This window comes from Methylobacillus draconifructus (assembly GCF_045984355.1).
Taxonomy (GTDB): Bacteria; Pseudomonadota; Gammaproteobacteria; order Burkholderiales; family Methylophilaceae; genus Methylobacillus; species Methylobacillus flagellatus_A.
Window position 1 is genome coordinate 80,786 of the sequence record NZ_JBJQII010000004.1, and the last position, 14,238, is coordinate 95,023.

At 59.9% G+C, this 14,238-nt stretch carries 14 protein-coding genes; 7 read left to right on the forward strand and 7 right to left on the reverse strand.

The window, feature by feature from the left end; genetic code table 11:
• Positions 1-12: 12 nt before the first annotated feature.
• Positions 13-1,524, reverse strand: a complete 1,512-nt coding sequence (gene ilvA, locus ACJSDX_RS09245) for a threonine ammonia-lyase, biosynthetic (RefSeq protein WP_407994460.1) — start codon at positions 1,522-1,524, stop codon at positions 13-15.
• Between the two features lie 172 nt (positions 1,525-1,696).
• Here ilvA and rpiA point away from each other — a divergent pair, with 172 nt between their 5' ends.
• The 3 genes from rpiA (at position 1,697) to ppx (ending at position 4,739) form a co-directional block, all read left to right on the forward strand.
• Positions 1,697-2,356 carry a ribose-5-phosphate isomerase RpiA gene (gene rpiA / locus ACJSDX_RS09250; RefSeq protein ID WP_407994461.1) on the forward strand — a complete coding sequence of 220 codons (660 nt, stop codon included), beginning with the start codon at positions 1,697-1,699 and terminating at the stop codon, positions 2,354-2,356.
• A gap of 121 nt (positions 2,357-2,477) precedes the next feature.
• Positions 2,478-3,185: a phosphate signaling complex protein PhoU gene (gene phoU, locus ACJSDX_RS09255; protein ID WP_226757426.1), complete on the forward strand. Its 708-nt coding sequence runs from the start codon at positions 2,478-2,480 to the stop codon at positions 3,183-3,185.
• Between the two features lie 54 nt (positions 3,186-3,239).
• Entirely contained in the window at positions 3,240-4,739 is a 1,500-nt protein-coding gene (ppx, locus tag ACJSDX_RS09260) for an exopolyphosphatase (RefSeq protein WP_407994462.1), read from the forward strand.
• An 82-nt stretch (positions 4,740-4,821) separates the two neighbouring features.
• Here ppx and ppk1 read toward each other — a convergent pair whose 3' ends face one another.
• The 3 genes from ppk1 to ACJSDX_RS09275 form a co-directional block, all read right to left on the reverse strand.
• Positions 4,822-6,903, reverse strand: a complete 2,082-nt coding sequence (ppk1, locus tag ACJSDX_RS09265) for a polyphosphate kinase 1 (RefSeq protein ID WP_407994463.1) — start codon at positions 6,901-6,903, stop codon at positions 4,822-4,824.
• A gap of 51 nt (positions 6,904-6,954) precedes the next feature.
• Positions 6,955-7,227, reverse strand: a complete 273-nt coding sequence (locus ACJSDX_RS09270; protein WP_309566872.1) for an oxidative damage protection protein — start codon at positions 7,225-7,227, stop codon at positions 6,955-6,957.
• A 90-nt stretch (positions 7,228-7,317) separates the two neighbouring features.
• Positions 7,318-9,318, reverse strand: a complete 2,001-nt coding sequence (locus ACJSDX_RS09275) for a TonB-dependent receptor (RefSeq protein ID WP_407994464.1) — start codon at positions 9,316-9,318, stop codon at positions 7,318-7,320.
• Between ACJSDX_RS09275 and ACJSDX_RS09280 the strand changes: the two genes are divergently transcribed.
• The gene (locus ACJSDX_RS09280) at positions 9,302-9,499 is read left to right on the forward strand and encodes a hypothetical protein (protein ID WP_407994465.1); all 198 of its coding nucleotides are present in this window, start codon (positions 9,302-9,304) and stop codon (positions 9,497-9,499) included. The genes ACJSDX_RS09275 and ACJSDX_RS09280 overlap by 17 nt on opposite strands.
• A gap of 26 nt (positions 9,500-9,525) precedes the next feature.
• On the opposite strand, the gene ACJSDX_RS09285 is transcribed toward ACJSDX_RS09280, so the two are convergent.
• The 3 genes from ACJSDX_RS09285 to ACJSDX_RS09295 form a co-directional block, all read right to left on the reverse strand.
• On the reverse strand, positions 9,526-9,834 hold the full coding sequence (locus ACJSDX_RS09285; protein WP_407994466.1) for a hypothetical protein: 309 nt from the start codon (positions 9,832-9,834) through the stop codon (positions 9,526-9,528).
• 214 nt (positions 9,835-10,048) lie between these two features.
• Entirely contained in the window at positions 10,049-10,630 is a 582-nt protein-coding gene (locus ACJSDX_RS09290; protein ID WP_407994467.1) for a superoxide dismutase, read from the reverse strand.
• A gap of 141 nt (positions 10,631-10,771) precedes the next feature.
• On the reverse strand, positions 10,772-11,857 hold the full coding sequence (locus ACJSDX_RS09295) for an NAD(P)/FAD-dependent oxidoreductase (protein WP_407994468.1): 1,086 nt from the start codon (positions 11,855-11,857) through the stop codon (positions 10,772-10,774).
• A 128-nt stretch (positions 11,858-11,985) separates the two neighbouring features.
• On the opposite strand from ACJSDX_RS09295, the gene ACJSDX_RS09300 reads away from it, so the two are divergent.
• The 3 genes from ACJSDX_RS09300 to lptC are packed head-to-tail and all read left to right on the forward strand — an operon-like array spanning position 11,986 to position 14,235.
• Positions 11,986-12,984, forward strand: coding sequence for a KpsF/GutQ family sugar-phosphate isomerase (locus tag ACJSDX_RS09300; protein ID WP_407994469.1), 999 nt, complete (start codon positions 11,986-11,988; stop codon positions 12,982-12,984).
• Between the two features lie 3 nt (positions 12,985-12,987).
• Positions 12,988-13,512 (forward strand): KdsC family phosphatase, encoded by a 525-nt coding sequence (locus ACJSDX_RS09305; RefSeq protein ID WP_309566885.1) that lies wholly within the window; start codon positions 12,988-12,990, stop codon positions 13,510-13,512.
• Positions 13,513-13,521: 9 nt separating this feature from the next.
• Complete coding sequence (lptC, locus tag ACJSDX_RS09310) at positions 13,522-14,235, forward strand: LPS export ABC transporter periplasmic protein LptC (RefSeq protein WP_407994470.1); 714 nt, start codon at positions 13,522-13,524, stop codon at positions 14,233-14,235.
• The last annotated feature ends 3 nt before the right edge of the window (positions 14,236-14,238 follow it).

The window sequence follows — 14,238 nt, forward strand, 5'->3', positions numbered from 1 at the left end:
GGGTGTCGGAACTTAGCCGAGGAACAGTTTGTAAGCCGGGTTGTTGCTTTCCTCCCAGTACGGGTAGCCCAGGTTCTGCAGGAAATCGGTGAATGCCTGTTCCTCGCCGGGCGGCACCTGCATGCCGACCAGCACCCTGCCGAAATCCGCGCCATGGTTGCGGTAATGGAACAGGCTGATGTTCCAGTCGTGGCGCATGCTGTCGAGGAAGTTCATCAGCGCCCCGGGTTTTTCCGGGAATTCGAAGCGGTAGACCTGCTCGTGCTCGGCCTGCGGCGCATGGCCGCCTACCAGGTGGCGCAGGTGCAGTTTTGCCACTTCATTCTCGCTCAAGTCCAATGCCGGCAAGCCGTGCTCCTGCAATTGCCTGACCAGCATGCCGGATTCACTTGGGTCCTGAATGGCGACGCCGACATAGATATGCGCGGCCGTGGCGTCGGCATAGCGGTAGTTGAACTCGGTGATGTTGCGGTTGCCGATCAGCCGGCAGAACTTCTTGAATGAGCCTGGAGTTTCGGGAATGGTCACGGCCAGCACCGCTTCGCGCTTCTCGCCGATTTCCGCGCGTTCGGCGACGAAGCGCAGGCGGTCGAAGCTCATGTTAGCGCCCGAGGCGACCGCCACCAATGTCTTGTCTTGCAGGTTGTGCTGCTGGGCATAGGCCTTGAGGCCGGCCAGCGCCAGGGCGCCCGTCGGCTCGAGGATAGCGCGCGTATCCTCGAATACGTCCTTGATGGCCGCGCAGATGGCGTCGTTGTCGACCAGGATCATGTCGTCGACATATTGCTGGCACAGGCGGAAAGTCTCTTCGCCGACCAGCTTGACCGCCTTGCCGTCCGCAAACAGGCCGACCTGGTCCAATGTGACCCGTTCGCCTCGTTGCAGCGAAACCGTCATCGCATTGGCGTCGTTGACCTCGACGCCGATGATCCTGATCTCGGGGCGTACCGCCTTGATATAGGCAGCCACGCCGGCGATGAGGCCGCCGCCGCCGACTGGGCAGAAAACGGCCTCGATAGGGCCGGGGTTGTCCTGCAATATCTCCACCGCCACGGTGCCTTGTCCCGCGATCACGTCCGGGTCGTCGAAAGGGTGGACGAACGTGAGCTGATGCTCATTCATGAGCTTCAGCGCATGGTTGTACGAATCCGTGTAGGATTCGCCAGCCAGCACCACTTCGGCGCCGCGGTTGCGCACGGCATCGACCTTGATGCCGGGCGTGGTGACCGGCATGACGATGACGGCGCGGCAGCCTGCATTCTTGGCGGCCAGGGCTACGCCCTGCGCATGGTTGCCTGCCGAAGCGGTGATCACGCCGCGCGACAATGCCTCGGTGGAAAGCTGCGCCATCTTGTTATAGGCGCCGCGCAGCTTGAATGAAAACACGGGCTGCATGTCCTCGCGTTTGAGCAGTACCTGGTTGTGGATGCGTCGGGAAATGTTGGGAAGCAGGTCCAACGGGGTCTTGCTCGCGACATCGTAAACGCGGGCGGATTTGATTTTCTGCAGGTAATCGATTTTCATTGGGGACGCTGTCCAGGGCTGCACTGTATAGTGCGGCAGTGTATGATTGAGGGGTTTGGTTCACAAAGAACCTGAATTATAAAGAAAACACGGGGCCTGCAAAATGTTGCGCTGGCTCATACAGCGTTTGCAAGCCCCGATTTGGTCACAAATAAGCAAAAGGTTTAAATAAATGGCTACACAAGACGAATTGAAGCAACAGGTTGCCAAGGCGGCCGTCGAGTATGTGAAGAGCGGCATCATCGGCGTGGGCACGGGCTCCACGGCCAATTTCTTTATCGATGAGCTGGCCAAGGTCAAGGACCGCATCGACGGCGCCGTCGCCAGCTCCGAAGCGACTGCCCAGCGCCTGCGCGGCCATGGCATCGAAGTGTTCGACCTCAACGACGTGGACGGCATGGAAATCTACGTCGACGGCGCGGACGAAATCACCGAGCAGATGCACATGCTCAAGGGTGGCGGCGGCGCGCTGACACGCGAGAAGATCGTGGCTGCCTGTGCCAAGGACTTCATCTGTATCTGCGACCAGAGCAAGCTGGTGCCCGTGCTGGGCAAGTTCCCGCTGCCCGTCGAGGTGATCCCGATGGCGCGAGAGCACGTGGCGCGCGAGCTGGTGAAGCTGGGCGGCCAGCCCAAGCTGCGCGACTTCACCACTGACAACGGCAACGTGATCCTGGACGTGCACGGCCTGACCATCGCCGACCCGGTGGAGCTGGAAACCAGGATCAACGCCATCGTCGGCGTCGTGACCAACGGCCTGTTCGCTTCCCGTCCAGCCAATGTGCTGCTGCTGGCGACAGCGGACGGCGTCAAGACATTGACCGCCAAGTAATCGACACGCGCCAGTTCAACATGAAATTGTCATAATCGGCAATTACACTACAACGTTGACTCAAAACACTGGCCGGAACTAGCGCAGTCCGGTCAGTTTCAATCACGGAAGGGATCGCGTTATGCAATTTGAACATACATACAAGCAATACGATGCCGAGCTGGAATCAGTCCGTGCAAAAGTGCTCGAAATGGGCGGTTTGGTCGAGCAGCAAATCGTCAATGCGCTGGAAGCCCTGGTGACTGTCAACCTCACCTTGGCCGACAAGGTGATTGCGAATGACCACAAGGTGAATGCGCTTGAAGTACAGGTGGACGAGGACTGCAGCCACATCATCGCCCGCCGCCAGCCTGCCGCGGGCGACCTGCGCATGATCATGATGGTGGTCAAGACCATTACCGACCTGGAGCGAATCGGCGACGAGGCGACCAAGATTGCCCGCGTGGCGCAGAAAGTGTCCGAGTCCGGCCGCCTCTATACGCCGCGATTCAACGAGATCAAGACCATGGTCGGCCATGTGCGCGAAATGCTGCGCACCGCGCTGGACGCCTTTGCGCGCCTGGATGTGACCAAGACCGTGGACGTGGCACGCCAGGACGAGCAGGTGGACGAGCAGTTCCGTGCCGCGATGCGCCAGCTGATCACCTTCATGCTGGAAGACCCGCGCACCATTTCCATGTCGCTGGAAGTCCTGTTCGTCGCCAAGGCCATCGAACGCATCGGCGACCATGCCAAGAATATTGCCGAATACGTGATCTACATGGTAAAAGGTAAGGACGTACGCCATACCACGGTGCAGGAGATGGAGCGCGAAGCTCAGGAACCCTGATGTCAGCCGCCGCGATGGCGGCAAACGGTTTAGCGTTTTACAAGAAGGTCGAACTTGCCTACCAAAAAATCGGATTTTCCTGAGATCGCGGCAGTCGATCTGGGTTCCAACAGTTTCCGTCTGCAGCTCGCACGGGTTGCAGACGGCCACCTCATTTTCCATGACTCCTTGCGTGAAGCCGTCCGCCTGGGCGCGGGGCTGGATGCGAAGAACAACCTCAGTGCCGATGCCCAGCAACGGGCAATTGACTGTCTCAAGCGTTTTGGCGAGCGCCTGCGTGGATTGCCTGTGCAGGCGGTGCGTGCGGTTGCCACCAATACCTTCCGCGTTGCGCGCAATGCACCCAACCTGATGGAAGAAGCGCAGGCCGCGCTCGGATTCCCCATCGAAATCATCGCAGGCCGTGAAGAAGCGCGCATGATTTTCGTCGGCGTCAGCCACAGCCTGCCCCCTGCCACGCACAAGCGCCTGGTGATCGACATCGGCGGTGGCTCTACCGAGTTCATCATCGGGCAGGGTATCGATCCCATCGAAATGGAAAGCCTGTATATGGGCTGTGTGAGCTACAGCCTGCGCTATTTTCCTGACGGCAAACTGACGGAAAATGCATTCGAGCGCGCACGCATTGCCGCTGCCGCGGAAATCCAGAGCATACGTAAGCATTTCATTGCGGAAGGCTGGGACGAAGCGGTCGGCTCGTCCGGGACGGCCAAGGCCTTGGGCGAGATCATCCGCCTGAGCGGCTTGAGCGAAGGCGAAATTACCAGGGAGGGCCTGGAGTTTCTGCGCGAGCAATTGATCAAGGTCAAGGACATCAAAAAGATCGACTTGCCTGGCTTGAGTGCCGACCGCGCGGCGGTGCTGCCAGGCGGGCTGGCCATCATGACGGCGGCATTCGACGCCCTCAAGATCGAACGCATGACAACGGCGAACAGTGCCCTGCGCGAAGGCGTGCTTTATGAACTGCTCGGCCGCCTGCATGACCAGGATGTCCGCGAGATCACGGTTTCAAGCTTCATGCGGCGCTACCATGTAGAGCCCGATCAGGCCGAGCGCGTGCGCGAAATGGCATTGCGCCTGCTGGCGCAATGCGCCGGCCAATTGCAGCAATGGGATGAAGAAACGGCGGCACAATACCTGACCTGGGCCGCATACCTGCACGAGATTGGTGTCTCCATCGCCCATGCGGGTTATCACAAGCATTCCGCCTATATAGTCGAGAATGCCGACATGCCGGGCTTCTCCAACATGGAGCAGGAGACGCTGGGCCTGCTGGTCAAAGCGCACCGGCGCTCCCTTGCCAAGCTTGAGGCCGACCTGATCGGACACCATGACCGCTTGCTGTTGATCCTGATTTTGCGACTGGCCGTGCTGTTCCACCGCAATCGACAGCCCGACCATTACCCGGAGCCAGCATTGTCGATCCTGAAGTCCGGCTACCAGCTCAATATTGACTCTGCATGGCTCAAGGAGAACCCTCTGACGGAAGCGGAGCTATTCAATGAAGTGGCCTACTGGAAAGAGATCGGCCTGAGCCTGGAGCTGGTTTCCTGAGACAGCATCTTGCTGCACATGCGTAATAACAAGAAAAAGGCCGGGTGTTCCGGCCTTTTCTGTTACTAAAATGCGTACTCGCTCAGGCGTCAGGCAATATTTCCTGGCCATACTCCGCCATGAGGAACTGCTGTGCTGAAAAGCTGGCGCGGCGGCCTGGCTTGAGCTCGTAATTACCGTCCGGCTGCATTTCCCAGGCGTTGGAATTATCCTTGAGGTAGGGCTCCAGGCCTTCCTTGAAAACGCGCTTCTTCACCTTGGCATCCAGCAATGGGAAGCATACTTCGATGCGGCGGAAGAAGTTGCGGTACATCCAGTCTGCGCTCGACAGGTAGATGTGCTCGGCGCCGTTGTCGTAGAAATAGAAGATGCGGGTATGCTCGAGGAAGCGGCCGACGATGGAGCGCACCTTGATGTTTTCCGATACGCCGGGGATGCCGGGACGCAAGGCGCAAACCCCGCGCACGATGAGCTCGATCTGAACGCCGGCGCAGGAGGCATCGTACAAGGCGCGGATCACGTCGGGATCGAGCAGGGCGTTCATCTTGGCAATGATGCGCGCTTTCTTGCCGGACTTGGCAATCTCGGCTTCATTCTGGATCGCCTTGATCGTGCGCTGGTGCAGGGTGAACGGCGACTGCCAGAGATGGCGTAACTTGCTGGCCCGTCCCAGGCCAGTCAACTGGGCGAATACGTCGTTCACGTCCTCGCTGATTTCTTCCTGGCAGGTGAGCAGCCCGAAGTCGGTATATAGACGCGCGGTGCGCTGGTGGTAATTGCCGGTGGCAATATGCACATAGCGCCGCAGCTTGTCTTCGTCACGCCGCACGACCATGGCCATCTTGGCGTGGGTCTTGTGCCCGACCACGCCATAGACGACGTGGGCGCCGGCATTTTCCAGCTTGGCCGCCCAGTTGATGTTGGCTTCTTCATCAAAGCGCGCCAGCAGCTCCACGACCACGGTGACTTCCTTGCCGCGCTGCGCCGCGTCGATCAGGGACTGCATCAGCGTCGAGTCGGCGCTGGTGCGGTAGAACGTCTGCTTGATCGCCAGTACTTGCGGGTCTTCGGCGGCCTGCGTGATGAACTCCACGACCGGGTTGAACGACTGGAACGGGTGGTGCAGCAAGATATCCTGCTTGCGGATGGCCTTGAAGATGTCCGGGTCCTTGGCCATTTCCTTCGGCAGGCTGGGCGTATAGAGCGGGTATTTCAGGTCCGGGCGGTCCACGCTGTCCGGGATCTGCATCAAGCGGACGAGGTTGACGAGGCCGTTGACCTGGTAAAGGTCATCCTGGCTCAGGCCGAATTGCCCCAGCAGGAAAGCGGACATTTCCGTCGGGCAGCTGTCGGCCACTTCCAGCCGCACCGCATCGCCATACTGGCGGTGGGTCAATTCGCCCTGGAGGGCGAGGCGCAAATCCTTGGTTTCCTCATCGTCCAGGATCAGGTCGCTGTCGCGCGTAACGCGGAACTGGTAGCAGCCTTTCACCGTCATGCCGGAGAACAGTTCGTTGACGTGGGCATGCAGGATGGAGGACAGGAACACGAAGCCGTGGTCGCAACCCGCGATGTCGCGCGGCAGGCGGATGACGCGCGGCAGCGCGCGAGGCGCCTGTACGATGGCGACGCCGGAATTGCGGCCAAACGCGTCCTTGCCTTCCAGCTCGACGGCAAAGTTCAGGCTCTTGTTGAGCACGCGCGGGAAAGGGTGCGCCGGATCCAGCCCGATGGGCGTGAGGATGGGCATCAGCTCACGGAAGAAGTAAGCCGCGATCCACTCGCGCTGCACATCGCTCCAGTCCCCGCGGCGGATAAAGCGGATTTCCTGGGCGGCAAGCTGGGGCAGCACCACCTCGTTGAGAATCTTGTATTGGTGGTCCACCATTTCGTGGGCCAGGTTGCTGACCTTGGCGAGCGCCTGCTTGGGCAGCATGCCGTCGGCGCCTACGTGCGGGGAGTTGTACTTGATCTGGTTCTTGAGGCCCGCCACGCGCACCTCGAAGAACTCGTCCATATTGCTGCTGAAAATGCAGAGGAATTTGAGGCGCTCAAGCAGGGGAACGTTTTCGTCTTCAGCTTGGGCCAATACGCGACGGTTGAAGGCCAGGATGCCTAGTTCGCGATTGATGAAATATTCGGGACTCAATTTGACGGGCAACATGATGAAAACCTCACTGTATGCCCGCAATATGACATTTTAATGAAAAATGGTTCAACTATTGGGCGGGACGTAGCCTGAAGCGGTATCCGCGCCATCGCCGAAGAAATAGGCCTCGGTCTGTTGCGCGAGGTATTTGCGTGCTTGCGGGTCGGCTAGGCTCAGGCGGTTTTCGTTCACCAGCATGGTTTGCTGCTTGAGCCAGCCGGCCCAGGCTTCCTTGGAGACATGTTCGAAAATACGCTTGCCGAGCTCGCCGGGATAAGGGGGAAAGTCCAGGCCGTCAGCATTGCGGCCCAGCTTAACGCAGAAAACGGTACGTGCCATGATGTCGATCTTTGTTGAAGTGAATCAAGACCGACATCATAGCGCAAGCTGCCCGCGGCGGCGATACCGCGGCCGCGGGCAGCGCTGTGGCTAGAACTCCCCGCGCAGGCCGACCAGCAGCGAGCGGCCGCCCATGGGCGCGATGTCCTTGAGGATGGAGGTATGGTCGCGTATGGTCTGGTCCAGCAGGTTGTATGCCTTGGCGAAAGCCTCTAGCTGGAAATATTGCGAGGTGGGCAGCTTGTAGGTCAGCGTGGCGTTGACCAGGGTGTACCCATCCGTGGCGAGCTCGTTCGCATCGGTGCGGTCCTGCTTGAAGGCGCGCAATACGTCCAGGCGTGAGCCGAAACGGTTGAAGCGGTAATCCAGCCCGAAGCCCAGCTTCAATGGCGAGATGCGCGGCAGCGAATCGCCGGTGTCGCGGTTGGTGGCGCGCACGTAGTCGCCGCGCAGGTTCAGGTCCAGCGAGCCGACCTGCTCATAGACTCGGAACTTGCCTTCGGCCTCCAGGCCCTTGAATGTCGCCTTGGCGCCCGTGAACCTCGCTTCGGTTATTTCGGAATCGGCCTGTCCCGGGATACCGTCCTCGTTTACCAGCTCTCCGCTGTTGAACAGCCCGATGAAATTGCTGAACCGGGTGTAATAGGCGCCAATGTGGAAGGAGTCGTGGTTCTGCTTCCAGCGCAACTGGGCGTCTATGCCGTTCGAGCGCTCTTTCTTGAGGTCGCTGGAGCCGACTTCATACTGGTCGGTCGCCACATGCTCGCCGTCGGCATACAGTTCGAAGTAGCTGGGCGCGCGTTCGTTGTGCGACAGGTTGGCGGTGACGGACCACTGTTCGTCCAGCTTGAACAGCGCGCCGGCGGCAAAGCTGTATGGCGTGAAGGATTTCGACTGGCTGGGCCCGAACTCGTCTCCGCCCTTGGATTCGATCTTGGCGTGCTCTACACGGCCGCCGAAAGTCAGCTTGAGCGCGTCCAGCGGCAGCTCTTCATACAGGTAGACCGCACGCGTATTGGTGCGGTTGGACGGCACGAAGGCTTCCTCGCCCAGCGCCTGGAAGCGGGAGTTGTGGAACTGCATGCCGACCACGCCGTTGAGCGGGCCGATATTGCCGTGGGTGGCTTCGATCGAGCCTTCCACGCCGCGGTTCTTGAAGGTGGTGCCCACTTCGCCGTCTTCCAGCTCCTGGTGCTCGTAGTCGGTATAGGCCATGCGCACCTTGACCTTGCTGATGATGCTGCCCAGGTCGCGCAGTTCGGAGGCAAAGTCCCAGCGGTCGCTCTTCATATCGATGAGAACATCCGGTTCCGCCACCGTGCCGTATTTGCTGTTGAAGGTGGAGTAGGACATGCCGACATAGCCGTTTTCCAGCGCTATCGAAGCGCCGATCGCGCCGCCGTCGGCATCCGAGCCGCTGTTAACCAGGCGGCCCTTGTGTTCCCGCGCCTCCCCGGTCTGCTCGCTCTTGCGGCGGGACATGGCGTAGCCAGGGATATCGAGATCGTCGGTTTTGCGCTTGTAGGCATCCGCGTGCACGGTGAGCACGCCATTGCCGGCATCGACGACGACCGCGCCATTTTTCTGGTTTTCCGCGCCGCCGAACCGCACTTCGCTGCGTCCGGTGACGCCGTCGATAGCCTCCTTTGGAATGCGGTGGTCAATCGCGTTCACCACACCACCCACTGCGCTACCACCGTAAAGCAGGGCCGCAGGGCCGCGTACCACGTCGATCTGCTCGATCACCAGCGGGTCCAGCGCTACGGCATGGTCAAAGCTCAGGCTGGAGGCATCCAAAATACCGACGCCGTTCTGCATCATGCGCACGCGCTCCCCATCCAGGCCGCGGATGATGGGACGCGAGGCGTTGGGGCCGAAATAGGTGGAGGAAACGCCGGGAATGGATTTCAGGGTTTCGCCCAATGTACTTTCGCGCTGCAGCGAGAGCTCGCGGCCGCTCAAGGTGGAGACCGGGACGACCATGTCGTCGGAGGCGACGCCTAGCGGGTTCGCGGTGACGGCGACGGTAGGCAGTTCGATTTCCCCTGCCGCCTGCGCAGGAATGGAGATCAGGGTGCTGCTGAAGGCCATGGTGATGGCGGTTAGGATTTTCTTTGGCGCAATTGGTGCGGGCGCAACTGCTGTATTGATGGTTTTTGTCTCAGGGCTCTGCATCTCGAATCTCGCATTTCAATCTATTCAACAGGCCGTGCGTAAGCACGACCGCGGCTTCCCCAAGCCGGGGAAGCGCAATGGCAGGCATATCCTTTGACTCAGGCGAGGATATGCCGGGGCTGGCTAGATGGAGATTGCTGGCGGCGCGCGCGAGACATAGGCAACAGTGCGTTCGCTGCGTAGTTCGATATTGGCATGCGCAACAAAACCGGTGTGGCTGGCGCTGAAATGGAGCGCTGGCTGCGTTGCGGGAATAAAGCTTTCCAGGCTGCCTAGCCCCAGGCATTGTTCGCAGGCATTGTGCTGCGGCGCCTGGTCCTTGGCATGGGTAAGCTGGTCGTGGATGTGCCAAATTTCGTGCGCGGCAATGCTTTGCTGGCTGAATAGCAGCAAGAACGAAAGTACATAACCAAGCAGGATTTTGCGCAACATGGTTGCGATTTTAGCAGGCTATCGTGAAAAAAAGAAACGGCTAGCACCAAGAATGGCCTAGCCGTTTTTTGCCTTGGGACCGTTAACAAACTCCTTCAGGCGTTGTTGCACTGCCTTGCCTTACCACCTCTGCTGCCTAGGAAGGGTGCCTAGCCAGAATTGCCGCACTGAATTTAGCGGCTCCGGGCGGTTGACGCGCGTTGGTTGCGAGCCTTTATGCCTTGAAGTTGGCGGCCACAAAGTCCCAGTTCACGATGTTCCAGAACTCTTCCGCATACTTCGGGCGCGCGTTGCGGTAATCGACATAATAGGCATGCTCCCAGACGTCGATGGTCAGCAACGGGGTCTGGCCCTTGGTCAAGGGAGTCTCGGCGTTGCTGGTGCTTTCCAGGCTCAAGCTGCCGTTCGCGTTCTTGACCAGCCATGCCCAGCCGGCGCCGAATGTGGTGATGGCTTTTTGCGTGAATTGCTTCTTGAATTCCTCGAAAGAGCCGAACGCCTTGTCGATCGCCGCTGCCAGCTCGCCGGTAGGCTCGCCGCCGCCGTTAGGCTTGAAGCAATTCCAGTAGAAGGTGTGGTTCCACACTTGGGCCGCATTGTTGAAGATGCCGCCGGAGGATTTCTTCACGATCTCTTCCAGGCTGGCGTTCTCGAACTCGGTTCCCTGGATCAGGTTGTTGAGGTTGGTCACATAGGCCTGGTGGTGCTTGCCGTAGTGAAAGTCGATGGTTTCGGCCGAAATGACGGGTTCCAAGGCATCCTTGGCGTACGGTAATGGAGGGAGCTGATGCGCCATGCTTATTCCTTTTTTTGTTGGGTTGATAGGATTTGGCCGGCATTTTGCCATAAGAAGAAAATAGCTGAGGTAGAGCGAATCATTCTCGAAATCAATCAGGTGGCGGCTAGGTCGGCGCTTGATCTATATCTGCGCTGTGGGTTATTGAGGCAGGGAGAAGGGAGCCGGGTCGGTCCAGGGCGTTTCGCCGCAGATCAACGCTGCTACCAGGCTGGCGCTTGCAGGACCCATGGTCAGCCCGTAGCGGAAATGCCCGGTATTGAGGTAGAGGTTTTCCACGCCTGGGTGCGGACCGATCACGGGCAGGTTCTCGGGTGTGCCGGGGCGCAGGCCGCTCCAGTGCTTGATGATGGGGAGCGCCCCAAGTTCCGGCATCAAGGCTTCGGCCTTGGCGCGGATTTCGTCGCGGACCGCATCCGTCACGGATGGATCGAATCCGACGTCTTCCAGGGTGCTGCCGGCCAGCAGGTAGCCATCGCGGCGCGGCACCAGGTAGAAATCCTCGCGGAAAACCACGGCGCCCGGGTTGCGTTCCGGTTTGTAGAGCAGGATCTGCCCGCGCATGGGCTTGATCTGCAGCTTGCTGGCGACTTCCTTGAGGAGGTCGAAGCTCCACGCTCCCGAGGTGACGACGAAGCGGTCGGCCTCCAGCAATTCACCCGCCGTGGTACGCCACGCGGCGAGTTTGGTCACATCGGAGGAAAGCGGCATGAGCTCGGTGTGCTCCAGCAGCCGCACGTCGTTGTTCTCCAGCCATGTGCGCAGGGCATGCATGAGGCAAGGAGGGCGGACCTGGTTGACCTCGGGCAGCCACAGCGCATCTTGCCCGCTGGGAGATTGCACGCCAAAGTCTCCGGCCCTGGTCGCCTCTGCCTTGAGCTGGTAACGGTTACACCAGGTCAGCGCCGCCTCGCGGTCGAATGGCGGCAGCAGCAGGAAGCCGGAATTGAGCATTTGCGGGTCTATGCCGGTCTCGCTGAACAGGCGTGCGCAGATCTCCGTATACCGCGATGCGCCATAGTGGGTGAGGGTGTTGACGTGGTCCGAATACATCCATGGCAACAGCGGGAACATGATGCCCGTGCCTGCCCAGGAGGACTCTCCCGATGTCTGGCTTGCGATCTTGTTGCGCTCGACGATGGTGACCTTGCAGCCGCGGGAAACCAGTTCCATGGCGGTGAGGCAGCCGACGATGCCGCCGCCGGCGATCAGTACGTGCTGGCTCATGATGTGTGCTTCCGGGGGATGGGAGTATGGAGGCGGCTAGGCTGGAATAAATTAATCACGCAAAAATTATGCCGACTTTGCCGGCATATCCTTTATTCAGGGAACATTCCCTTTTATACTTGGCGCATATGGGAATTTCCAAGTTAAAGACGAGCAATAGCGCAACCGCACCACTGCAACTTGCGCGCGAGGTCTTGTCCATCGAGGCGCGGGAAGTGCAGGCATTGGCCGAGCGCCTGGATGAGAACTTCGTCAACGCAGTCGAGCTTATTTTACAATGCCGGGGCCGAGTTGTCGTGACCGGCATCGGCAAGTCCGGGCATATCGGCAACAAGATCGCCGCCACGCTGGCCAGTACCGGCACGCCGGCTTTTTTCATGCATCCCGCCGAGGCGAGCCATGGCGACCTGGGCATGATCACCCGGGATGACGTGGTGATCGCCCTGTCCAATTCCGGCGAAGCGGATGAACTGCTGGCGCTGTTGCCGCCATTGAAGCGCATCGGCGCCCCCATCATCAGTATTTCGGGCAACCGTCACTCGACCTTGTCCAAGGCGGCTGCGATTTTCCTCGACGCCCAAGTATCGCAGGAGGCCTGTCCGCTGGGGCTCGCCCCCACGGCGAGCACGACCGCAGCGCTGGCGCTGGGCGATGCCCTGGCCGTGACCTTGCTGGACCAGCGCGGGTTCTCGCGCGAGGATTTCGCATTGGCCCATCCTGGCGGCTCGATCGGGCGGCGCTTGCTGCTGCATGTGCAGGACATCATGCGCAGCGGAAACGACATCCCCGGCATACCAAGCAGCAGCAGCCTCAAGGACGGCCTGCTGGAAATGTCGCGCAAGGGGTTGGGCATGACCGCGGTGCTGGATGCGGCAGGCAAGCCGGTCGGCATATTCACGGACGGCGACCTGCGCCGGGCTTTCGAAGCCGGGATCGACATCCACGGCACCAGCATGGGCGACGTCATGCATGAACATCCGCAGGTCATTGCCCCGGAGCAACTGGCAGTCGATGCCGTGGCCTTGATGGAGCAATATTCAATAAGCAGCCTGCTGGTCGTCGACCGGCAGGGCAACCTGGTCGGCGCACTTAATATGCACGACTTACTCATGGCAAAGGTGGTTTAGAAGTTGATTTCCTTAGAAGAACGCGCAAAGCGCATCAAAATTGCAGTGTTTGACGTTGACGGTGTCCTGACCAATGGCGGCTTGATGCTGGGGGATGACGGGCTGGAATACAAGGTGTTTCATTCCCAGGACGGCCTGGGAATGAAGATGCTCAAGCATACCGGCGTCCGCATGGCCTACATCACGGGCCGCAAGTCCAATGTTGTGGTGAAGCGCGCCGAGAATACCGGCGTGCAGATCATCTACCAGGGCATAGACGACAAGCTCGAGGCTTTCAACGACTTGCTCGAGAAGCAGGGAGTGTCCGCCGAGGAGTGCCTGTTCATGGGGGACGACGTGATCGACATTCCGCCCATGCGCCGCGCCGGGCTGGCGATTACCGTGCCGCACGCGATGCCGCTGGTGAAGGAGTATGCCCATTACACCACAGAGCGCCAGGCCGGGTTCGGCGCCGTGCGCGAAGTCTGCGAACTGCTCATGAAGGCGCAAGGCACCTTCGATGCGCAAATGGCGCCTTATTTAAAGTAAATACGAGATATGCAAGGACGTAGCAATACCATCCTGTTTCCGCTTGCCGTACTCGGGCTGCTGGCCCTGATTACGCTGTGGATCGACCGCACGGTGCAGCCGCCGGAGCTGCGCGTGGATGGGACGACGCGTCACGACCCTGATTACATCCTGAACAATTTCGTCACGACCAAGACGGATGCGACAGGGTCGATCAGCCACATCCTCAAGGCTTCTGAAATGCGGCATTACCCGGACGACGACACTACCGAGCTGGAAAACCCGCATTTCACCCAGTTTGGGGTGGGCAAGCCCACCACGACGATAGAGGGCAAGCGCGGGCATGTGTCCAGCAAGGGCGATGTCGTGGAGTTCCGCGATGACGTGCGCGTGGTGCGGCCGGCGTTCGGCGACCGGCAGGAAATGACGCTGACGACGGAATACCTGCGCGTGGAGCCGGATAGCGAGATCGCGTCGACCGACCAGCCTGTGGTGATTACCCAGGGGCCAAAGAGCGTGGTGCGCGCGGTCGGGATGGTCTACGACAAGAAGAACCAGACCATCCAGCTCAACAAGCGGGTGCGCAGCCATTATGAGCGCCCGGCCGCCGGCAAGCGCACGAGCAGCAAGCCAAAAGCGGCAAGCAAGACCAAGCAGGCGGCAGCCAAGCCTGCGGCTTCCAAGAACAGCAAGACGACATCCGGTAACAGCAACAATGCCAAGCAGCCCACTAAAACCAAGTAGAAC

Excerpts from the sequence above, each read along its gene's own strand:
- ilvA (WP_407994460.1), bottom strand. The coding sequence starts at position 1,524 with ATGAAAATCGATTACCTGCAGAAAATCAAATCCGCCCGCGTTTACGAT.
- rpiA (WP_407994461.1), top strand. The coding sequence starts at position 1,697 with ATGGCTACACAAGACGAATTGAAGCAACAGGTTGCCAAGGCGGCCGTC.
- phoU (WP_226757426.1), top strand. The coding sequence starts at position 2,478 with ATGCAATTTGAACATACATACAAGCAATACGATGCCGAGCTGGAATCA.
- ppk1 (WP_407994463.1), bottom strand. The coding sequence starts at position 6,903 with ATGTTGCCCGTCAAATTGAGTCCCGAATATTTCATCAATCGCGAACTA.
- ACJSDX_RS09270 (WP_309566872.1), bottom strand. The coding sequence starts at position 7,227 with ATGGCACGTACCGTTTTCTGCGTTAAGCTGGGCCGCAATGCTGACGGC.
- ACJSDX_RS09275 (WP_407994464.1), bottom strand. The coding sequence starts at position 9,318 with ATGGCCTTCAGCAGCACCCTGATCTCCATTCCTGCGCAGGCGGCAGGG.
- ACJSDX_RS09285 (WP_407994466.1), bottom strand. The coding sequence starts at position 9,834 with ATGTTGCGCAAAATCCTGCTTGGTTATGTACTTTCGTTCTTGCTGCTA.
- ACJSDX_RS09290 (WP_407994467.1), bottom strand. The coding sequence starts at position 10,630 with ATGGCGCATCAGCTCCCTCCATTACCGTACGCCAAGGATGCCTTGGAA.
- ACJSDX_RS09295 (WP_407994468.1), bottom strand. The coding sequence starts at position 11,857 with ATGAGCCAGCACGTACTGATCGCCGGCGGCGGCATCGTCGGCTGCCTC.
- ACJSDX_RS09300 (WP_407994469.1), top strand. The coding sequence starts at position 11,986 with ATGGGAATTTCCAAGTTAAAGACGAGCAATAGCGCAACCGCACCACTG.
- lptC (WP_407994470.1), top strand. The coding sequence starts at position 13,522 with ATGCAAGGACGTAGCAATACCATCCTGTTTCCGCTTGCCGTACTCGGG.